This is a genomic window from Cerasicoccus sp. TK19100 (assembly GCF_027257155.1).
Taxonomy (GTDB): Bacteria; Verrucomicrobiota; Verrucomicrobiia; order Opitutales; family Cerasicoccaceae; genus Cerasicoccus; species Cerasicoccus fimbriatus.
In genome coordinates this window covers 86,776-109,063 of the sequence record NZ_JAPWDU010000008.1, presented here as the reverse complement: position 1 = coordinate 109,063, position 22,288 = coordinate 86,776, and the positions used below count along the sequence as shown (strand labels likewise).

The window sequence follows — 22,288 nt, the reverse complement described above, 5'->3', positions numbered from 1 at the left end:
ACCCCCTACAGGTGGCTTTGCATGGCTACCGCATACCTTAGTTGCCCGCTCGTGGGTAACGCACTGCTCGTGGACGAATCGTTCGCGCTTGGTGGCAACGCCAGCGCTGGCGAATACACCACCAACAATGTCTACAACCAGGCGCCGACGGTGACTGGTTTTACCGGCCCTTGGATCATCACCGCTGGCGGCGGCCCGGCGGTCAGTGGCAGCACACTGATCTACGCCGACTCCACCGGTACCGTCGACACCACCGGCGGCTCGCTCATCATGGGCTCAAACAACTCCCGCGCCGCGCGGCAGCTGTCCGCCTCGCTCGACAACTCCTCCAGCGGCACGTATTACCTGAGCTTCGTTTACAAGCAAGCCAGTGATCTTGCTGGCTATCGCAGGATGGGCCTCTACGATGGCGGCGTTGGCAGCTCTTATCGCGAGCTCTCCCTCGGCGCCGATTCGAGCACCGACGGCAAGCTCAGCCTGAGCGCCTTTGGCAATACTGTGTCCGAGTTTGCCGACGTCGATAACAACGCCGTGTTCTTCGTTATGCGCTTTGACATGAGCACGACGCCTGGCGGCGACAGCTTTACGCTTTACGTGAACCCGGGCCTGGAGACCGAGCCCGGCAGCGGCATTGTCAACTTAAGCGGGCTGGACATCTCCTTCGACCACTTCGGGCTCGAACGCTACACCTACGCCAGCTACACGCACGACTTCTCGGTGGACGAAATTCGCATGGCGACGAACTACGACGACGTCACGCCAAGCAACGTAGTCTACGCCGGCGTCGTTTACGAAGATGACTTTGACCGCCCCGACAACGATGCGCTCGGCTTTACGCCGTTCCGCGGCAAAGGCTGGATCGAAACCGAAGGCAGCGACGATTCTGTGCGCATCGATAGCGACGCCATTCGTGTCACTAGCGTGGACCCCGGCGGCGCCGGCGCGCGCTTCTACGTCGACCGTGATCTGGACGAGCTTCTTAACTACACCATCGAGGCAACGCTTGACCTGTCGCAAATGAACGGGTGGACATTCGCTGGTTCCGGCCTCTGGCTGCTGCCCCGCGCTCAGGGCAACGATTTGCCGGGCAACCGCGGCTGGTATCTGCGCATGGTGGACATCACTGCGACGGACAGCATCTCGGTCTATCAATACGACGGCGCCGCGGCGGACGGTAACGGCAGCATCACCGGCACGGAGTTGACCTCGACCGTTTCCGAACGGCTCGACCGGGACAAACTGATCGATGTCCTCATCGAAGTGAACGGAAATGACGCCACCTTGACGCTCGACCAGTCGCCCTACGGCGGCGGCAGCTACACAGCGTCGACGATCGACGTCAGCGGCGGTTCCGGCTTTGCGGACAACGGCGTGGCCGACGTCTTCCTGATCGGCGCGCACCAAGTGCAAACCGGCAATCGTGATATCGACGCGAGCATCGATGACGTCGTCGTAAGCGCTTACGCGGGCGCCGAGATTCCGAATAAAAGCGTGGTTCTCGATTACCTCGACGGCTACCGCATTTTGCTGGAGCACCCGTCACCGGAAGGTTTGGAAATGGGCGCGGGCAAGGCGATCTTCGACCAGATGCACACGGCTTACCTGAACAGCAACATCACTGAGTTCAACGCCTACCGTGAAGACCTGCAAAATTGGTTCGCGGCCGTCGTCGCCTGGCATGCCGCGAAGGAGGATTACACCCACCGCATGCTGCACGGCCAAAATTACTCTGCCGCGCAAAGTTACTTGGACAGCGCGCTGGCGCTGATCAACAACAGCCAGTCCGCTGGCGTGAAAGCCGAGCTGGCCAACCTCGTGCCGCTGCAAGATGCTGCGGGCGCGCCGCCGGTTTCCTACACCGGTGGTGAGAATCGCTGGGGCTGGATCAAGAGCTTCGACACGATGGGCTTCCGCCACCACCCCGACCTTGGGGAAAACTTGGAACCCGACCCGTGGTTGAGCGTGTGGGAGGAGACGCACGATGGTTGGAAGCCGTCCAACTTCAGCTTCTTGCGCGAAGACCCTTCTTACGACTATGTTTTCTCGCGCACGATTAAGCAGATCCCCTACAGCGAGGCGCACTTTAATAACGTGCCGAACAACCACGTGTTCACTCACGAGCGCAACTGGACCACGACGCATTGGCTGCACGACGATGGCTGGGAAGTCATCTACTCCGTGTTGACGCCCCTCGTGCTCTTTAAGAATACCGACGAATTCTACCTGCGCATCCCGATTGCCTCGTGGACGGAGTATCCGGAAGTCATTCAGCAGCTATGGGTGCAATCCGGCGGCAGCTACACGGCCATCACGCCGAGCACGACCACACTGCCGACCATCGACTCCGCCAAGGCGATTCTCGAAACCACGGACGGTTATTACCTGATCGTGATTCCCGAATACGTGGACGACATCAGCATCACCGACCGCGAGCTGATCATCGAAACACAGTCGGCGACGAACTTCGCCTTCCACAAACTGCAGGGCGGAAACGAGCCCGATGGCGCGAACCCCAGCACGTGGCCCTACATGCTGGCCCGCGTGGATTTCTGGACGTCGGTGGCGCTCGATTGCCCGGTCTCCGTCGGCGAATCCATGCAGGGGAATACCGTCACTTACGACTACAATTACCTGACCACGAGCAGCGTTCACGGCGAAACTTCGCAGCGCATTGCGCCGGTTCCCGCCTTGGCGGTGCTGGCGGACCTCAGCATCACCGGTGTGCAAACCACGTCGTTCAACATCGCGACCAGCGAAGACTACGGCGACTACGAATACGTCACTGGCTCGCAAGTGAGCTTCGACATTCCGGCGATCACGCACCAGCCGTTGCACGGCGCCAATGTGCCGATCGACCGCACTGTCGATTACGAAGAACTCGCGGCTTACGGTGTGAAGGTGGCGCGGCTCTACCAGGCCTCGACCACGGATCGCCAAACACTGAAAGACATGTTCGAAGACGCGCTCGCTGAGTGCGAGGCCAACGGCATCAAGGCGATCATCGATCCGCATACCGCGCTCTACCGCATGAGTTATAACGACATCTTCGTTGGCCAGGAGTTGCAGGACTACATCGACTGGTGGGTCGAGCTCGCTACGCTGGCTCAGCCTTATAAGGACATCCTTGCCGGCTACGATTTCTACAACGAACCACCGCTGGACCGCGGTTCGTTGATGGATGACTGGGTGGCGCAGGCGCAGTTGGTCAGCGACGCGATTGTCAATGTCGACCCCGACACGCTGCACTACGTTTCGGCGATTTCCTATGGCGGCGCCGACGGCCTATGGTATCAGGATACGGAAATGCCGGACCCGCTGATGCGCCCGACGTTCCACTTCTACACGCCGTATTCCTTCACGCACCAAAAGGTGCCGCAGCAAACGAGCGACGCGCCGAACACGTATTACCCGTTCTGGGTGCCTGGTGTCGACCACGGCAACGACCACTATGGCTCGAACCGCGAACCGACTTTCTACGACAAGTGGAACGTGGGCGCGGCGATGATGCCGGTGCTCGAATACCTGGCCAAATACAACAGCGACATCCTGCTTGGCGAGTTCTCGCCGCTGGGTTATTCGCGCTCTGGTGGCTCGCAGGACGGCGCCGCAGTGTGGAACCAGCACGTTATCGAATGGGCCTCCCGCTTCGCGCTCGACACCACGCTCTGGGCCTACCATGGCTCGGGCCTGGAACACCCGGAAGTGGCCGACCAGATGATCGACTTCTGGGGCCTGCAAACGGGCATGCAACTCAATGCAGCCGACATCACCGCGTATGGTTCAGGGCAAAATGGCCAAGGCGGCCATGGGGCGAACTTCACGCTCTCAGCCGACAAGCGGGCCATCACGCTGACCGGCAACTCCTGGTATAAGTTCGCGCTGCCCGAAGGTTACACGATGACGCCCAACACGATGCTCGACGTGACCTTCAGCAGCAACTCCATTGGCGAACTGCACGGCATCGGCCTGGACGAGAATAACTACTATGGCGACCACGACCGCGCGGTACTACTCTACGGCACGCAAGGTTGGAACGGCGGCATCGCAATCAACTCGGCGGACAACTATTCGAACTTCGCGCCCGACGAAATGATCTACTCGATCCCGATTGGTTCGTTCTACAACACGACCAACACGATGGACTACCTAATCTTTGTGAACGATGACGACACGGATGGTTCCGGCGTCAGCGTTTTCAGCAACATACGCATCTACGAAAATTGATGCGCATATCATAAGGGTAAGGGGCGGGGGAGACCGATTTGGTCTCCCCCGTTTTTTTTTGCGCCAAGGCCGGGCGATGAGCTTCAAATTTTTCCAATGCTCTAGGCAGTGTCTGCGGATTAGGAAACTGCCGCGTTGAGGCAAAAGATTTTCCAGACACTCTCAAGCACGCCAAAAAAGTTTCCCTATGGGCAAACTGCGCGTTTGCCTACGTGTATTGCGACCGTTTGCCCCGGGGCATTGCAATCGTTTGCTTATGGGCATTCAACCTGTTTGCCCAAGGGCAAACAATCCGTTTAGGCATGGGCAAACGATTAGTTTGGGTATGGGCAAACTTTTGCCGCCAGTTGGCGGTTGCCGGTCGGCTAACTGACAAAGGGATTGCGCACGCGGCAGACGCGATTGAGCGCGCCGCTTTCGTCGGCTTCGTTGAAATAGATCCACCGGGCGTCGGGCGAAAAGGCCGGGTGCGGGTGGCGCGGGTGGGTGTCGCCCTTGCGGCTGCGAGCCACGAAGGTGCGCTCGCCAGTGGTCGCGTTGATGAGCAGGATGTCGCTGGTCGAGCCGGCGTTTTCCCAGCCGCGGCCCGGGGCGTCGTGCGGGCCAGTGGTGTCGGTGACGAGCCATTGGCCGTCGGTGCTGATGTTGACATGCCAGTCGCGGTCGCCCTCGCTGATAAGCTTCGGCTGTGCGCCGCCAGGTGAGCAGAAGTAAACGCCACGTGGGCCGCCGGGGCTTTCGCCGTAGGCGACAACAACGCAGCTCGTGCGATGAAAGCACCATCGTTCGTGACCGAACAACAAGCTGCTGCCGGTTTGATCAAACAGGCAGCAGCCAGTGGGAGCGTCTTCGCCGTGCCAGCCCCACACGCGGTCCATGATTGTAGGCGCCGCGCCTTCGTGCGAGAAGGCGATCCAGCGCTCGTCGTGCGGGCAATGGTGAAAGTGGTTCGCGTGCCAGGGCAGTTGAACGAGCTTCTGCGTTTTGCCGGAAGCGACGTCGACTTGCCATGCGCCGAATTGCTCATCGAGCCGCGACTCAAACAAGATGCGCGCGCCGTCGTCGGTGATGCTGGGCAGTTGTCCGCCGTTGGGCGGGGCAGGGTTCTCGGCGATGCGCGGGCTCGTGTCGGGTTCATTGATCAAACCGGAGAACCGATAAACACCATGGCCAGCGTTGACCGCGACGTCGTCGGTTTCGCGCGCGACATCGAACCACAAAAACTGTTCGCTCGGGTTGCGGTCTTTCGGCGTGAAGGAGCGCAGCAGCTGTGTGGTTTTCGTTTCCGGGCAATAGCGCACGAGGTTGACGTCGTCGCCAGCCTGCTGCCCGAACACCACTTGGCCATTCGAGAGAAAGCCGTTGGTGTGCGGGTAGGCAAGGTAGCAATTTTGCTCGAACTCGGTGAGGGCTTCGACGTCGTGCATCCTCTTGAGCGTGCCTTAACGTTCGTCCGCGGGCAACAGGGAATTGTCCGACCAGTGCGCCTTCGCGACATCGGCGACCGGCTCAATGACCAGCCCGAATCCCTGGTTCCACAAGTGCCAAGGGATACCGTGTTGCTCCAGCACGTCGATCGCGTCGCGCGTCCAGAGGCCCGAGCTGTCGGACGCTTTTTTGCGCGAGTAACCGATTGGCGCGACTTCGCCGCAGTGGAAGGCGACATCGTTTGCGGCGGCGAATTTCAGCACCGGCCACATCGACGCGGCGATGGTCCAGCGGTCCCACCATTGCAGCGGGGACTTGCCGTAAACTTCGTTGTTTTTCCAGTCGATCTGCGGAATCCAGCCCGGGTAAAACACGAAGGCATCGTTGGTCGAAGCGCGGAAAATCTTCTGGTGCGAGAATGAGTGCGGCGCGTAAAAGTGAAACGAGTAAACAAGGTTTTCCTGTTCGATGGGCGCGGCCTCGAAGTAGCCCGACGGGTTCGACATCTCGACGCCGGAAATGTAAATCGGCGTGTTCGGATCGATCGGGCGGATGACTTCAATCGCTTCTGTCGCGAGCTTGTCCCACGTGTGCCAAAGCGGCTTGCGGACCTTGAGCTCGTTGTAGAGATCGTAGCCAACGACGACGTCCGGGTGCTTGATGGAAACTTCGGCGAGGTTCTTCCACAGGTCGAGGAAGGCTTGGCGCTCCTCGGGATCTTCCGGAATGCCCTTGCTCCAGTCGTGAACCTTGAACTGGAAATCGTGCGGGTCGACGAGCGCCTTCATGCCGTGCTTGCCGAGGCGCGTTAGAACTACATCCAGTTCGTCATAAGCTTCTTGCGGATCGCCTTTAAAGTCCTTCGTGCCGAAGCAAACGCGCACCCAATCAATGTCCATGTCAGCAAATTCCTGCACGCGCCGTTCGTTCAAACGCGCAAGGTATTCGTTGATGCCGCGTCGCTGCGTGATGTTGCGCTCGCGCAGGGGAACCGTCAGTGTGTCGCTCTCAACGTAGCGGAACTCACCCGCGCTGGTGCGGTAGGCTGACGTCTGCCAATCGCTGTCCTTATTGTGCATCACCGTGAGCGGTGGGACGGGCGCAATGACCTTTGCTGGCGTGTCGAGATGGTTCGGGCGGTCGGCGTAAAGGTAGTGGTGGGTGACGGCGTCGTCCTTCGGCGCGTCGACGACATCCTTCGGCGCCTTGACCGCGACGCTGGCCCAGAATGCGGCTTCGGTCTTCACTTGGCCATCGAGCCACGCGGTGGGGATATGCATCAGCGACACGGAACCTTTTTCCGAAAGCGTGAGCGTCGCGTTGTTGCCGTCGCGATGCATGGCGGCGGGCTGAACGGTCGGAAAGAGCAGCAGTGAAAAGCGCGAGCCGCGCAGCCAATACCAGGCGCTTTTGCTTTGCGACAAGTCGATGCTCTGGTTGCTCGTTTGATCGAAGTCCATGCCATCCTGGCCAGCCCAGGCGAGCTTGGTCGGCGTGCTGGGGAATCCGCTGAGCGGCAGCTCGGTGATGTTGTCCACGGCGATGAGCGGCGTCAACACGGAGAAGGTGTAAGACGGACCGGCGGGGCTGCGCCAAGTATTGCGGACCCATGTGCGCTCGACCTCGAAGTCGGGCAGGGCGGGGCCATCTTGTGGCACGAGCGAGAGCGTGGAATCTTCCGCGCCCGCGCCGCCGGAGGGCCAAGTGATCGCGTTCGGGTATGGTTCGCCGGGCGTTAGGTCGTCGGACGGGCCGATGTAGCCCAGCGTCTCAAACACCTTGAGCCAGCTAAACGGATTGTAGTCCGTCATCGGAAAATAGCCAAAGCCGTATTGCTCGCGGACGGCGGTTTCGGCCTCGTCTAATGCCGTGCGCGCTTGGGTGCTGAGTTCCATCGAGCGGTCGAGCTCGGCGGCGTTCAATGCGGCGACGGCTTGGCTCTGGAGTTGGGCGATGTCCGTCGTGCTGGGGCCGTCGAAAATTTCGTTGAATAGCTGCAAATGCGTGAGGCGGTCCTGCACGTCATAGACGCGGCCCTGGGCGTCGAACCAGTCTTCGCTTTGGTTCACGAGATACTTGGCCTCGCTTTCGTTATCCGCGTCAAAGGCGGTGTTGGCTTCGGTGAGCCACTTCTCCGGCAGCTTGGTGTCCACGCCGGCAATGGGCGCTTTTTCCAGAATGCGCGGATAGGAGCGCAGCTTGATCGAGAGCACTTTTTCGACGGGCTCTTCCTGAACTTCGGTCTGCTGCTTTTCGATGGTGAAGCGCAGCACGTAAGTCTTCGGGCCGGGCTGTTTGCCGGTTTGCGAAATGAGTTGGGCGCGCGCTTCGCGGCGGCCGCTGGTGTTCCACACGGAGAGGACGGCCCAGTCGGTCATCTTGATTTCCGCGTCGACGCCGGGGATGACGATCTGGTTGCCGTTGCCCCAGATGTTTGAGATCGGCAGCGTGACGGTGCGGTTGCCGATCATGATGTTGCGGTCGTCAAAGCACTCGCCCTCGAACTGCACGCTGAGGAACGGGCCGCGTGAACGCTCCTGAATTTCGTATTCGACGGGGCGGTCCAGACGATACTCGACCTCTACCTTGTCGCCGCGATCCCAAACAGTCTGCTCAAACTTCATAATGGCGCCGCCTTTCGTATACTCGCCATGCCATTGCCACTGGTCGCCGGAAGCGGCGGGCGTAAGCGTGGGCGTCACGTCGTCCTGCGTTTCGCGGCGCCAGCCGGGCGTGTAGCAATCGACGGAGAGCATGGCCGTGCAGGCGGGATCGTCACCAGTGATGACGAGCTGGCCGTTGGTTTTGATGTCCACGGTCCCACCGTCGAAATCGAGGCGATGCATTTTCTCATCGGCCGCATGGGCGAGGGGCAGCAGCGCGGTTTGCGCGGCGGCGAGCATTAAGTACACGGCGGTGCGATGCCAGTTCATTGACTTCATGGATACGAGTAAATTGGTGAAGCGTCGAGCGCTCGGGTAATTAGTTGAGGGCGAAGCTGCCTTCGTAAATGACAACGCCGTTTTCCAGTGTTTCGGTTTCCTTCAGCGGAAACCTTACGGAGCTGCCGCCACCCCCGCCGACTTTCCAGACCGAGAGCGAGAGTCGCTCGGCGGAGGTGATGTCGAGGCCCCAGGCGGGAAACAAGACAGTGTCGCCATACGCCCAAAAATTATCGTCCGGTAGCGTCACCGATTTGCCGGCAACGGAAATGCCCTGGCCGGAAGAGCTGGCGCTGGGCATGACGGCTTCCAGGTGCGGGCCCTTTGAGGCGGACTCAAAACGAAAGCCCGGGTCCTTCTCCAGCCGGTAGCTAATGGTGACGCCGGTTTCCGTTGCGGTCACTTCTTCTGTGAGCACAGCCTTTACTTCGCCGGATTGTGTAAAAGTATTTGTCCAGACCCACTGGTTGTTGCCCTCGCTTTCGAGGCTCGAAGCGGAAGGGCCAAGCTTCCATTGAGAGCGTGGGCTCCAGCCGGGGGCATAAAATTCGACGGAGAGGTTTATCTCGCCCTGATCGGACCGGTAGGCAACCGCGCCGCTGGCGTCGAAGACCAATTTGCCCGCGCCTACTTTGATTTCGGGCGCTTCTCCCGCGCTGGCTGTGGATACTAGACATGCCGCGAGGAGGGCGGTGCCGAGAACTTGCTTGAATGGGTTTATCATAAAATTCGTATACTATTTATTGGGATTGAAGGCCGGAATGATGCGCTCATCGATTTCACTTTCATCCACGGATTCCACGTGACCATCGAGCATGGCCATGTTGGCCTTACCGCCGTGGCGGAAATGGACCCAATTTTTGATCTGAGATTCGGAGCTGTTTTCGCTTTTGGCGTGGTGGCCCTGTGAGAGGGTGCAGTCGATTACCGCCATTGTGCTGGATGGATTTGGAATGCTGTAAAAGCTTTTGCCGCTCAGGTATAAGTTGGACCCGTAGCTGGCGGTGTCGCGCCAGTCCTGATCGCTGTCGCTCTTGGCCGGGCAATACCAGATGTAGTGCTGGTCGCGGTTGGAATCGGGGTCGATTACGTAGTCGTAAAGTTGCTGCCGCCAATTTTCCACGTTGCCGCCGCCGGTAGCCTTGAAGGTGGGAAATACTCCGTCGTGATCTTGCGAATAGAGGAGAAAACCGCTGGCAATCTGTCGGACATTCGAAGCGCATTTCGCTTCATTTGCGCGGGTCTGTATGCTGCCCACTACGGGTATGAGAATGGCCGCCAAAATCGCGATGATGGCAATACAGACCAGCAATTCGACTAAGGTGAATCCAATGTTTGCACGGGGAGATGCGGTGATCTGGGGGTGATTCATTTTCGATGGGGTTGGTGGGCATATGACTCGCTCAGGAGATATTTTTATCATTTCACCATTGTATTGATGGATCAAACGCCTTTGTTTGTTACAAGTAACGCTGATCCCCCAATGAGCTCCCCACCTACTTTACAAGATATCGCTGATCATGCTGGCGTCAGTCGCATGACAGTGAGTCGGGCGCTAAGAAATGAACCGCGCTGTTCGCCTGAAACTCGAGAAAGAATCCAGAAGATTGCCAAGGAGATGGGCTATCGGCCCAACCCCTTGGTGGTGGCCCGGATGCAACAGATGCGCCAGCGTCACCCGTCCAGGGATACTTGTCTGGCCGTGGTCCAACCAGGGGAAGTGGGTAGCGGCCTCAAGGACAACGAAAATTCCCGACAATGGTATGCAGGCATTACGCAGCGAGCGGAAGAGTTGGGTTTTCGCACCGAATTGGTTAACTTACCCACACGTGCTGATGCCGCTAAAGCGGTGATACGGACCTTGGCTTATCGCCAGGTCGAGGGACTGTGTTTTCTACCCTTTCCGAAGTGGGGTTGGAATTTTGACTTGGATTTACGGCAATTTTCCATGGCGGCGATTGGCTTTACATTGCTTGAGCCGCATATCCACAGGGTAGCGTCTGATCATCGGGAAGGGTTGTCGATCGCACTGGCAAAATTGAAAGAACTGGGATATCGGCGCGTGGGCTTAGTGCTCGAAGAAAATACGAGTAGTCGCGTGGATCATCAGCACCTTGAAATTTTTCTGAGGCATCATTTATTTGACCAAGACATTTATCCAGTTTCTCCGCTAATAATTGAGGTCAAATCAACGCCTAAAACTCAAGCGCGCCGATTCCAGCAGTGGCGCAAGGCGGAGCAACCCGATGTGCTAATTTCAAATTTGGATAGTTTGTCTTTCATTAAAGGCTTGAAAATCGGAGTGCCTGAAGAAATCGGTTTTATTAGTTTGGACGTGCAGGCTAATCATCCATCGATCTGTGGCATAGACCAGCAGCCTCGCCGTGTTGGAGCCTGTCTAACTGATCGTGTAGTCTCGCAGATTTATTGCAACCAACGTGGGATTCCAGAATATCCTGAGCTTACCTTAGCGCCTCCCAAGTGGAAGGATGGTGATTCTTTGCGACCGCAGGCGTGAAGAAAACGTGTGCAGAAAAATGCCTCCCAGTCATAAACTGAGAGGCATCCTGTGTAATCGACCAACTAAATTTTAAGCCATGGCCTGGCGTCGCCGACGTATTACAAAGGCACCGGTTAAAATGCAAATTCCGGAAATCATTGCCGATGCGGTGGGCTCGGGAACCGCAACTGTCGTGACTTCATTGTAGTCTTGGCTCATGCGAATCTCATCGAGCCAAATGGTGCGGTTACTGCTTCCAGAGGTGTACCGCTCAAGGCCAATGTAGTCGAAGCTAATGTCCAAGCCGGATGCAGAGAAAAGTGCGACGCTTGGCTCGTTGGCAAGATCGGGGTTCATATACAGCGTAAAGGTATCGCTTTCGGCTGTTGAATTCATATCGAAGCGCATGACGAAGAATACGACATCCGTTCCAATCGTTGAGATATTGTCTTGTGTGGCTCCAAACGCGTTGATGTTGAGTTCATAATCGTTGGTGGAATCCTGCGTAAGCCCCAGGGTTCGGTTTGTGCTGCCGGTACCACCATCGAATAGATCGATGCCGCGATAGCCCGAGAATGTACTGGCTTGCTGATACATGAAGCTTAGGTAGTAGGTGCCACTGGATGAGTCATCCAGGCCGGCCGTTAGTTGCCGACCACCTCTGGAGTTATTATTCGTCATTGCGATGGCTCCGCCAGAACTGGCTACGGTTCCAGATGCATTGGAGTAGCTGAGACCAGCAGACTCAATGACAGGACCACCTCCGGCATTAATGTTCCATGCTCCTGTGAATCCCGTGACAGTTGGATTTTGTCCACTGACTGAGCCCACGGTATATTCACCGGCAGCTGGGTTTGCCCCGGTGAGAAAGTTTTCTTGGACGATAATCGCCTGGGCTGTAGACGTAACTAGGATGCTGCTTGCTGCAAGAATGGCTAGGGTATTTGGAGTATTCATTTTTCTAATTGGTAGTGAGTTTATATTTCTGAGTTAAACACGCTACCAGTGCTGTTTCTCTATTCAATGGAACATCTGCGGTATGAGTAACGCACTGCGGCATTATTGATAAATCACACAGTCCACCTCTCGCTTTCTCATGTGGATTTGCTTCTATGTTTTTTAGGGAAATCACTTTTTCCATATCCAGAAATCTACCGGGGAAGCGGTCAAATTGTCCGACAGGCAGCGCGAACCGCATCCGCTAATGAGCTTCACGAATTGTCTTGGACAAAGTCGATTTCGGAGAGTCGCTATTTAACTGATTAATTAGACGTTGGTCGCGCGCGAGCCGTTCCTGATTCTTAGATGGAAGCATGTGCTTAATGGCACATTCCCCATCATGATTTCGTTGAAGCCCTGGATACTAACACTTGCCTCGCTTTCCCTCATTGGTTACTTGCTGTTTGCCGGTAACCAGAGAGACGCGCAGCGGGCGGATGGGCGCATTGAGATCGAGTACTGGGAGAAGTGGACCGGTTTTGAGCGCGATGCGATGGCGAAACTCGTTGACGAGTATAACGCCTCGCAGGACGAAGTCTTTGTAAAGTTCCTTTCGGTCAGCAACATCGACCGCAAGCTGATGCTGGCCACCGCGGGTGGCAATCCGCCAGACCTTGCAGGGTTATGGACGGCGAATTTGCCCGTGTTTGCATCCAATGGAGCCCTGATGCCGCTCGATAAAATGTTGGCTGGGTCTTCACTGAATGCCGATGACTACCTGCCGTCGATCTGGCAACAGGTCGTCGTGTATGATCGCGTGTGGGGGCTGCCAACAACGCCGGGAACCATCGCCCTGCACTGGAATAAGCGCCTCTTCCGTGAGGCCGGGTTGGACCCCGAGCGTCCGCCACGCACCATGGCAGAGTTGGAGGCATTCAATGATCGGCTGACGCGCTACAGCGACGCCGGACGCATCCAAGTAATGGGGCACATGCCCATTGAGCCGGGGTGGTGGAGCGCGAATTGGAGCATCTGGTTTGGCGGCGATATTTGGAATGGCGAAGATAAAGTGACCGCCGATAGCGAGGCGAACATGGCTGCTTTTGAATGGATTGAGAGTTACCCAGAGCGTTATGGCGCGGAATCGTTGATGGCGTTTCGCCAACTGAGTGGCGTCTTCGCTTCGCCGGAGAATCCATTCTTTCGTGAGCGCATCGCGATGGTGTTACAGGGGCCGTGGATGTTTAACTTTATCAATAATTTTGCACCGGATGATTTCGAATGGGGCGTGGCACCGTTTCCCACTTGGCGAGAGGAAGACTATGGTGCGAGTCTGGTGGAGAGCGATTGCCTGGTAATCCCGCAAGGTGCGGCGCATCCCGAGGAAGCTTTTGCGTTCATGGAGTGGCTGCAGGAGCCGGAGCAGTTGGAGGCGTTGAGCTTGGCGCAGTTAAAGTTCAGCCCACTGCGGGAAGTTAGTGATGAATTCTACGAGCGGCACCCGAATCCGCACATCCATGTTTATCGTGAGTTGGCGGAAAACGAGCACGCCCGCATGCGCCCGCAGATGGTAACCTTTAACGAGTTCAGCAATGATATGGTCAACGCGATTGATGAAATAATGCGCGATGAAAAGACCGCGACGCAGGCTGCTGAGGAAGTGCAACGTCGGCAGCAAGATCTCTTCGCGCGCAAATACGAAAGCTGGCTCAAAGTGCGCGAGGCACGGCTAAAGGAATGGGACGAGCGATGACGAAAACTGAAAAACGCAACATGATCGTCGGGCTGTGTTTTATCAGTCCCTGGATCGCCGGGTTCATCCTGCTGACGCTTTATCCGTTGGTCAGCTCCGCCTATCTGTCGCTAACCGATTACTCCGTGCTGGCTGAGCCGGTCTTCATCGGCTTCGACAACTATGAGCGACTGGCGGTGGATGAGCTTTTCTGGAAGTCGATTTGGAACACCTTCTATTTCGCCGCGTTGTCGATTCCGATTAACCTCGTTTCGGCTTTGCTGCTGGCCGTGTTGCTGAATTTTGACCTGCCGGGGAAAAAGATTTTCCGGACCATTTATTTCCTGCCGTCGCTGGTGCCCATGGTGTGTTTAGGCGTGCTTTGGCAGTGGATGCTCAATGGCGAGATCGGGCTGATAAACCAAGCACTCGCCCCAGTGTGCGATGCGATTAACTACGTATTCGGAAGCTCGCTGCAACCACCCAATTGGCTCGTGAATCCCGCCTACGCGAAGCTGGGTCTCGTATTGGCGAGCATGTGGGGCGTGGGCAACGCAGTCGTGATATTCCTCGCAGGACTACAGGATGTTCCGCGCTCACTCTATGAAGCGGCGGAGCTTGATGGCTGTGGCTTCTGGCAGAAGACGTTTCATGTAACGCTGCCGATCATATCGCCGGTGATTTACTTTAACGGCATTATGTCGCTGATTGGTTCATTTCAAGTTTTCGCGGTGCCCTACGTAATGACCAATGGTGGAGAAGGCCCCGGGCGTTCGCTGCTGTTTGCTGCCACTTATGTCTTCAACAAAGGCTTCCAGGCCTGGAGCATGGGCTATGCATGCGCCGTCGCGCTGATCCTGTTTATCATCATTCTGGCGCTCACGTTGCTCGCGACGCACGTCTTCGAGCGCCATGTACACTACGCCGCCAAATGACTTCTCAATCTGCCAGTTTGGTTCAGCGCATCTGCATCTACGTGATCCTGTTGATCGGTGCCTTCGTCTTCATCGCGCCGTTTGCATGGATGGTTTCGACCTCGCTGAAGCCGCTCAATGAAACGCTGAGCATGCCGCCGCGTTGGTTACCGTCGACGGTGCAGTGGGAGAACTACCCACAGGCCATTGACGAAATGAAGATGTTTTGGCGCTACACGGCGAACACAACCTTTCTCTGTGTCATGACAGTCATTGGCACAGTGCTAAGCAGCTCATTGGCCGCCTACGGCTTTTCGCGCATCGAATGGCGGGGGCGCGATAAAATATTCGTCTTGGTTTTGGCGACGATGATGATTCCGTTTCCAGTTATCATGGTGCCGCTCTACACATTGTTCCGAGAGTTTGGTTGGATCGGCACCTACAAGCCACTTTGGTTTCCAAGCTTTCTCGCAGGTGCGTTCAATGTGTTTCTGCTTCGGCAGTTTTTTCTGACATTACCCAAAGACTTGGAGGAGGCAGCGAAGATCGATGGCGCTAGTGAACTGCAAGTCTTCTGGTTGGTGATTCTGCCGCTGGCCAAGCCGGCTTTAATCGTCGTGGCGCTATTTCAATTTATGGCCACGTGGAATGACTTTCTCGGGCCACTGATCTACTTAACAGACCAGGCTGACTTCACCCTGGCGCTAGGGTTGCAGGCTTACCAAAGCAAGGGCGGCGGCACGGATTGGCATTACCTGATGGCTGCATCAACACTGGTGGTCCTGCCCGTGATCGTGCTATTCTTTTTCACGCAGCGCTACTTTGTGGAAGGCATTGCGACAACTGGCGGCAAGGGTTGAAGGCGCTTTCTGCGGTTAACTGTTTAGCTTTGCTTTACTCGACTTTTAAGTGATAATCACAAAACATTGTTTTCAAGATGAATCTCGATACCCCCCAACACCCTAGAGCTGGATTCACCCTCGTTGAACTTCTGACGGTAATCTCCGTCATTGCGATACTGGGGGCACTAATTTTTGTGGCAGTGGGCAAGGCCATAGATCGGGCAAATATCACGAAGTCCGGCACGCAGATTCGCCAGATATGTTTGGCGGCCCAACTATATGCCAATGACAACCAAGGGCATTTGCCGAAAGTAGCGGCGGACAACGTTGGGTTGGATGATCCTTCTGATTACTTTTTTGTCACGCGCAACGGCGTAGCCGAATTGGAGAACACGGCCTTGGCCCGCTATTTGGAGAGCGCAGCCGCGGCTGAGGAAATTATCCAGGCACCCAGTGATGACGGGTTGACGGAGACTGGCGAGGCCGGCCGGAATTTTAGCTACTCTTTCAATTTTCTAATCAATAAAGGTGAGATCGCGCCCGGAGCTTCTTCACCCAGCGGTTTTGAAAAGGCGCTCGGAACGGTTAAAATGAATTACATTACAAGCCCGGAATCGAAGGCGATGGTTTATGAAGAAGATGCGCCCAATGATTCATTTTGCGTATGGTTTATTGACCGGCCAACGACGCGCTACAATGGACAAGCGCACATTGGCTTTGTCGATGCACACGTTGAGTTACTTCCCAACGAGGAAATCTATGGCAACGGCGACTTGGGCGATCTGGTACCGCCGAATCGCCAGTATTGATCGGTGTTCGCGCGCGGTTATTGTTCGCGAACGCTGGGCCCCGGCGTCCATTCACTCATAATGGTCACGCACTTGGGAAATGGCGGAAGGTGCAGCTCATTCCGATTCAACTTGCCAATGAGCATGTCGACCGCGGCCTTGCCGACATGTTCGTGGTTCTGATTCATGCCGGCCCAGTCTTTGAGGGATGGCTCGTGGTCCAGATGCACCAGCCCGATGTGATCCGGCGCGCTGACATTGATGGATTGTAACCAGCCTTTTATTTCAGGATGCAGGGTGATGATGACATCCGGTTGATGCTTCTGGAACCATTTTAGAAACGGCTCTTGGCCCGCCTCATCATAGTCGTATGGCGCGATCCAGTCCCGCTTGGGCAATTGGCGCTGCTCGACGAGAAAACCGCCACTCAGCCGCTGCTCAAGAATGCGGTCGACATACGGGTGAACACACAAGGCTGGCTTGCGGTAGCCCAGCAGCCGAACTTGAATCATTGCTTGGCGAACGGTGTTAAATTGATCGTTGATCACGCACGAGAGCGAGGGCTGAAACGGCCGCTCGCCAAGGACAACCGCCGCATACCGTTGCCAGAGCAAATCGTATTTGGCATCAATGGTGTTGTCCTGAAAAGGCCCGGTGATGATGAGCCCCTCAATGCCGCGCGAATCGAGCACTTTCATTAATCGCTCCGGGCGCAGTGGCTCCTTGGCCAATACAAAACGATCCACGCTGTAGCCTTGCTCAGTTGCGCGCTCAACGCTGGCATCGATCCAGCAACGAACCGTGCGCTCCTCGACATCTTTCAAGTGTTCGGCGGTATTAACCAGCGCCAGCGTGCTTTTGAAATTAGTGGTCTTGCTCGCCCGAACTTGAGCGATTAGCCGAGAGACAATGGGGTTGGGGCGGTAGCCTTCTTTGGCGGCAATGCCTTGCACCCGCTCACGCACCTGGGAGCTGATCCGGGGGTCATTTCTCAAGGCGAGGGAGACGGTGGCGGGCGACACGCCAGCGAGCTTTGCTACACTACGAATCGTTGGGGTCATGCCATATATTTTGATTGGAGGCAGTCCAAAATGTCAACCGCAAGTTAACTGTTTAAGGGCTCACGTTTTGATTTAACAGTTCATTTAGCGTGTTTTGGCAGAACTGAAAATCAGTCATTAACAACGCTTAACACACCCCGATAATTCTGTGGAATCCCCTTCGTTCATCCCGCTCAGTGGCGCAAAGCATCGTGCAACTTCTAAGGCGAATAATGCCCGAGGCCAACAGGTCACGATAGTCTCCGAGGCCGCAGACGGCGCACGTGTCTATGAGTTCGAGACAGACATCGAGCTGCGCGATGATTTGCCGCCCGGGGGGCGCTTGGAAGTGGCTGAGCAAAGCGATCAAGCACGTTGCCGTTCAGGCAACACACTCTTCGATGGCCTCTATGCGATGGCTATCGAGGAGGCGCGATTGAACGCTGTATCCAGCATCGAAGACGCCGATTATGCCCACGGTCAACCGATTGAAACCTGTGTCTATAAAACGGGTGAAAAGTGGAATTATGTTTGGACGCGTGACTTGGCTTACGCGCTGCATTTGGGCCTCGCTCCGCTGGATACAGATCGTGCATTGCGTTCGCTGAAGTTCAAAATCTCAGCGCTGAAGGAAAGCGTTCGCGATGGCTTAGGAAAGCAGATCGTTCAAGACACTGGCTCTGGCGGAAGTTACCCGGTTTCGACGGATCGCGTGGTTTGGGCGCTTGGCGCTTATGAAGTGATGAGCCATCTTACTTCCACGCAGCGCGCAGATTTTGTCTCGGAGGTTTATCCGTATTTGCAGGATACCATTGAGCAGGATCGCGTGTTGGTATTCGATGCGGCTGCCGGTCTGTACCGGGGCGAGCAGTCGTTTCTTGATTGGCGTGAGCAGACCTACCCGCAGTGGACGGAGAACGATACCTTGGCGATCGCGATGTCCAAGGCGCTGTCCGTGAACGCGCTGAATGTTTTCCTGCTGGAGCTTGCGGCAAGCTTTGCTGACTCGATGGGGCACACTGCCGAATGCGAGCGCTATGGTGCTTGGGCGAAAGACCTACGTGAGGCTATTCATCATCATTTCTATGACGCGGAGGCGGGTCTTTTTCGCACTTATGTGCTGTCGGAGTTTGGAGATGTTGACCTCTCGCTGCCGCGCTATGATTTACTGGGTAACTGTTTAGTCATTCTGTTCGATATCGCGAGTGAAGAACAGGCGTGCGACATCCTGAATTGCTACCCAACGGGACCGCATGGGCCGCCGGTAGTTTGGCCACAGGAGCGCCAAACACCAATCTACCATAACCAAGGCATCTGGCCTTTCGTGACTGCTTACTGGATCAAGGCAGCGGTAAAGGTTGGCCACGCGCCGGTAGTTGACGCGGGTGTGCAATCGCTGATGAAACTCTCCGCTGTGAACCTTTCCAATATGGAAAATTTCGACTTCGTATCCGGGCAGGCGTTCGTCAAGACTGACACTCAGGAGGGGCCGACGATTAATTCCCGCCGACAGCTGTGGTCCGTTGCGGGCTACATATCATTAGTGCAGAATATGTTGTTTGGGCTGCGTATGACGGACTCTGGCATGCGTATCGAACCGTTTATTACACGATGGATGAGAGCCAGTTTATTTGCCGATGAAAAGTGTCTGCGCCTGGTCAATGTCTCCTTTTTAAACGCGTCTCATTCAGTGACATTGCACTTGCCTGAGGCCGATTCATTCATGTCGGAGAAGGCGATTGTTAAACGTGTCTTACTGAACGGTGACGAAATTTCCGGGCAAGTGGTGAGTCAAGATGCGCTGCAGCCCCGTAATGATTGGGAAGTCTATTTGGATGCAGATGTTTCGACACAGACTCGTTGTTCTTTGCCGCTCGTTGACGTGCAATGCAAGGATGCTATCTACGCGCCACAACCGCCTGAGTGGAATGGGGAAGCGGGCGTAAGTTTGCAAGGTGGGTTGTTGCACTTGTCCTTTCGGCATCCCGATCCGGATTCGGTGTTAATAGATATTTATCGAAACGGCGCGCTTCACGCGACGATTAAGGATGCGAATACCTGGCTCGACTTGCGATCTGGGAATTATCCGAATCAACGCTACGTTTATCAATTGGTTGCGCGTTGTCGGCAGCGTGGTTTGACCTCACACCCGACACGTGGCCGACAATACCAAGAGCCATGGCAAACGCAGATTATTCGCTCCGATGAGATGTCGTGCGTTGGCGGGTGCTTGGTTGATGATCATCTTGAGGATTGGGGCCTGGATTGGCATGAGCTTATCGCCCGAGATGTAAGTGTTCGCCAGTCCGGGCAATATGCGGTTCAAGTGAATTACGCCAACGGTTCCGGGCCGATCAACACTGGCATCACCTGCGCAGTTAAACGGGTAGAGGTTTTCTCGGACCTGAATGAATGCTGCGGAGCGGGTTATTTCATCATGCCACAAACGAGCGACTGGACACGCTTTTTACTTTCAAACCGAATCGTCGCATCGCTTCAGGAGGAGCGACGATATGCGATTCGTATCAGTGAGGATGCCTACTGTCGCAATATGAGTTATCTCGCCAGTAATATTGCCTATACTGCCCGGGCGGGTGGTGGTGGCGATAGCTACAATTTCGTGAATATCGCTGAGATGCATCTTGGCTATATTGGCTCTTTATAAATTGATTTTAACCTAAGCACATGTTACTCACATTTACTGTTTGTTTTCCTCTCATGTTAACCCGTCTCGTCTTTAGCACCCTGCTTCTGCTGGCTACCTGCATGTTTGCGAGTGCCGAGGAGATGTCGGTAGCTAATCCGGATCTTGAAAACGCCCTAAGGCAATCAGGACCGCCGCTGTACGACGAGTCTGGCGTGCTTTTTCGCTTCGAACCAAACACTGACCTGAAAGTGGAGAATGTTTACCTCGCTGGGTCATTTAATAACTGGGCTAACAATGATAACGGGGTCGTTAATAACCCGCGCTTTGCGATGCAAAGTTATCCCTCTGGTGTTTGGTATGCGTTCATTGATCGTCCGGAACCGAACTTCCAGTATCGCTATGTTGTCGAGACAGCCAATGGGCAAATGATTTGGACGCATGACCCGCACGTTAAGGAGCGAGCAGGGGATAATTCTGCGGCGATTTTAAGTGAATTAAAGCCGATGAATAGCAATCAATCTTTGGCGAAAACAGCGAGCGAGGTGTCCTTGTCGCTCGCACTGGAGCGGGTATGGGTCGAGCCATCGGTAAGCAACCGTTTATACATCGATGTAGATTCAGCAGAGTCTGGCTTAGAGCTCGCGATTCAAATATCGACACCGCTCGGTCGCTCACTCTTCAGCGATAGTCGTAGCGCTCGAAACGGACGCAATGAAGTTAATCTTCCCGTAGTTGCCTGGACCGGTGGCTATGTGGTGAACGTTGAGCTGAAGCGTTCGGGTGAAGTAGTTGCTGCAGAAAAGATCATTTTATCGGTCACCGATAGTCCGGCTGATGACCTGCGTTATGGCTTCTTTGCGACGTATCCTGAGGGGCAGCAAGACTACGCTGCGAAAGCCGCGATGCTGGCAGATATCTACATTAATGCCGTTGAGTTTTATGACTACTTTCCCGCGCACGGCGACTATGCTCCGAGCGAGGCTCGCTATGCCTTTGAACCATTTGGCGTGGCCATCAATGGGCTGGATGTGAAGGCGAAGATCGAGGCTTGCCAGGAACGCGGTATCCTCGCGTTGGCTTACATATCTGCCTATGCTGCTTCTAAAAGTGTTTACGACAGAATTACTGATCCGATGACCGACATAGAAGGTCAGCCAAAGGTATTTAATGGCGAGATCATGACCGAGGCGGAAGCAGAAAGCCGGGGAAAACCCAAGTGGTTTTGGCTGATGAATGTTTCGGAAGGTTCCCAGTGGCGCTCTTACATCATGGAGGAGCTGCGGCAAACGCTGGAAGATAATCCGGGCGATCTAGTCGCTTTTGACGGCTTTGAAATCGATACCTATGGCGATCCAGCTGATGCGCGTTTCTACGCCAATGGTAGCCCGCATGACGGAGCCTCGTTGGCGGAGGTATTGCAGGGCTTTGTCGCGGACGTTGCGACGATGACGCATTCAGTGAAACCACACGGATTGGTCTCATTCAATAGCGTGAATGAGTTTGGCGTGCAGAACATGTATGAGGTGACGGACTTTCTGTTTCTGGAGATCTGGCGCTGGCAGGCCAAACGATTGAGCGATCTCGTGGACATCTGCTACTTCCACCATGGCGCGAGTGGGCAGCGCGTCATCCTGAAGCTCTATCCGGCGGATATGGAGCCGGCGCATACTTCTTGGCCGAAGTGGACGTTGGCGCGCGTTCTTGGCGCTACGATGACGGGTGGCGGGTCGCTCATGGTTGCAGGGGAGCCGGATGAAGCGGCTGGCGAAATGCACGCGCTGAACTCACTTTACTACCCCGACCACCAAGTGCTTCCCGAAGACCATGCCGAGCTGCTCAAGCGCTACTATGCGCACGACGCCATGCTCTACGAATACACGCACGGAGGCAATGTCTCCAATCTTGATTTGCGCGTTGCGTTAGCCGACGGCATTACCCGCAGCTTCCATGCGCCGGATCGCAATGCCATTTGCGTGCAGCTGCTCAACTTTAGCGGTCAGCCAGAGTGGGACGATTCGCCGGCCTCCATCTCGCCGCGCCGGGACGTCGCCGTTAATGTTCCCTTGCCGCAATGCATTTCGCCGCAGGCGGTGTTTTTTGCCAGCCCTGATAGCACTGAGTATGAACTGCCAAAGTCGGTAAACTTCGAGCTCAAGGATCAATCCATCACAGTCACGGTGCCCGAGTTGTTGGTTCACGGCACAATCATCATTAACTACAGTGAATAAGGGTTAACTGTTTAATACACAGGTGCTGGTCCAATGCACTACCTTCTACAGACTATATCTATTA

The 22,288-nt window shown here is 55.6% G+C and carries 14 protein-coding genes; 8 read left to right on the top strand and 6 right to left on the bottom strand.

The window, feature by feature from the left end; translation table 11 throughout:
* Positions 1 to 21: 21 nt before the first annotated feature.
* A complete protein-coding gene (locus O3S85_RS19060) occupies positions 22 to 4,224 on the top strand; it encodes a glycoside hydrolase family 5 protein (RefSeq protein ID WP_269542584.1) in 4,203 nt (1,400 codons plus the stop codon).
* A gap of 365 nt (positions 4,225 to 4,589) precedes the next feature.
* On the opposite strand, the gene O3S85_RS19055 is transcribed toward O3S85_RS19060, so the two are convergent.
* The 4 genes from O3S85_RS19055 to O3S85_RS19040 are packed head-to-tail and all read right to left on the bottom strand — an operon-like array spanning position 4,590 to position 9,966.
* Positions 4,590 to 5,651, bottom strand: a complete 1,062-nt coding sequence (locus O3S85_RS19055) for a hypothetical protein (protein WP_269542581.1) — start codon at positions 5,649 to 5,651, stop codon at positions 4,590 to 4,592.
* A gap of 15 nt (positions 5,652 to 5,666) precedes the next feature.
* Complete coding sequence (locus tag O3S85_RS19050) at positions 5,667 to 8,585, bottom strand: glycoside hydrolase family 5 protein (protein ID WP_269542578.1); 2,919 nt, start codon at positions 8,583 to 8,585, stop codon at positions 5,667 to 5,669.
* Between the two features lie 49 nt (positions 8,586 to 8,634).
* Positions 8,635 to 9,318 (bottom strand): hypothetical protein, encoded by a 684-nt coding sequence (locus O3S85_RS19045; protein ID WP_269542576.1) that lies wholly within the window; start codon positions 9,316 to 9,318, stop codon positions 8,635 to 8,637.
* 12 nt (positions 9,319 to 9,330) lie between these two features.
* A complete protein-coding gene (locus O3S85_RS19040; protein ID WP_269542575.1) occupies positions 9,331 to 9,966 on the bottom strand; it encodes a prepilin-type N-terminal cleavage/methylation domain-containing protein in 636 nt (211 codons plus the stop codon).
* Positions 9,967 to 10,077: 111 nt separating this feature from the next.
* On the opposite strand from O3S85_RS19040, the gene O3S85_RS19035 reads away from it, so the two are divergent.
* A complete protein-coding gene (locus tag O3S85_RS19035; RefSeq protein ID WP_269542572.1) occupies positions 10,078 to 11,112 on the top strand; it encodes a LacI family DNA-binding transcriptional regulator in 1,035 nt (344 codons plus the stop codon).
* 72 nt (positions 11,113 to 11,184) lie between these two features.
* Here the strand turns inward: O3S85_RS19035 and O3S85_RS19030 are convergent, their stop codons facing one another.
* Positions 11,185 to 12,051 (bottom strand): PEP-CTERM sorting domain-containing protein, encoded by an 867-nt coding sequence (locus O3S85_RS19030; RefSeq protein WP_269542570.1) that lies wholly within the window; start codon positions 12,049 to 12,051, stop codon positions 11,185 to 11,187.
* Between the two features lie 382 nt (positions 12,052 to 12,433).
* Between O3S85_RS19030 and O3S85_RS19025 the strand changes: the two genes are divergently transcribed.
* The 4 genes from O3S85_RS19025 to O3S85_RS19010 all read left to right on the top strand — a co-directional run bounded on the left by O3S85_RS19025 (position 12,434) and on the right by O3S85_RS19010 (position 16,330).
* A complete protein-coding gene (locus O3S85_RS19025; RefSeq protein WP_269542567.1) occupies positions 12,434 to 13,786 on the top strand; it encodes an ABC transporter substrate-binding protein in 1,353 nt (450 codons plus the stop codon).
* Positions 13,783 to 14,700, top strand: a complete 918-nt coding sequence (locus O3S85_RS19020) for a carbohydrate ABC transporter permease (protein ID WP_269542564.1) — start codon at positions 13,783 to 13,785, stop codon at positions 14,698 to 14,700. Before O3S85_RS19025 ends, O3S85_RS19020 begins: the two co-directional genes overlap by 4 nt.
* Positions 14,697 to 15,539, top strand: coding sequence for a carbohydrate ABC transporter permease (locus tag O3S85_RS19015; protein ID WP_269542562.1), 843 nt, complete (start codon positions 14,697 to 14,699; stop codon positions 15,537 to 15,539). The genes O3S85_RS19020 and O3S85_RS19015 overlap by 4 nt, the downstream gene beginning before the upstream one ends.
* Positions 15,540 to 15,616: 77 nt before the next feature.
* On the top strand, positions 15,617 to 16,330 hold the full coding sequence (locus O3S85_RS19010) for a type II secretion system protein (protein ID WP_269542559.1): 714 nt from the start codon (positions 15,617 to 15,619) through the stop codon (positions 16,328 to 16,330).
* A gap of 17 nt (positions 16,331 to 16,347) precedes the next feature.
* Here O3S85_RS19010 and O3S85_RS19005 read toward each other — a convergent pair whose 3' ends face one another.
* A complete protein-coding gene (locus tag O3S85_RS19005) occupies positions 16,348 to 17,370 on the bottom strand; it encodes a LacI family DNA-binding transcriptional regulator (RefSeq protein WP_269542557.1) in 1,023 nt (340 codons plus the stop codon).
* Between the two features lie 148 nt (positions 17,371 to 17,518).
* On the opposite strand from O3S85_RS19005, the gene O3S85_RS19000 reads away from it, so the two are divergent.
* Entirely contained in the window at positions 17,519 to 20,014 is a 2,496-nt protein-coding gene (locus O3S85_RS19000) for an amylo-alpha-1,6-glucosidase (protein WP_269542554.1), read from the top strand.
* 53 nt (positions 20,015 to 20,067) lie between these two features.
* Positions 20,068 to 22,224 carry a glycoside hydrolase family 66 protein gene (locus tag O3S85_RS18995; RefSeq protein WP_269542551.1) on the top strand — a complete coding sequence of 719 codons (2,157 nt, stop codon included), beginning with the start codon at positions 20,068 to 20,070 and terminating at the stop codon, positions 22,222 to 22,224.
* Positions 22,225 to 22,288: the final 64 nt, after the last annotated feature.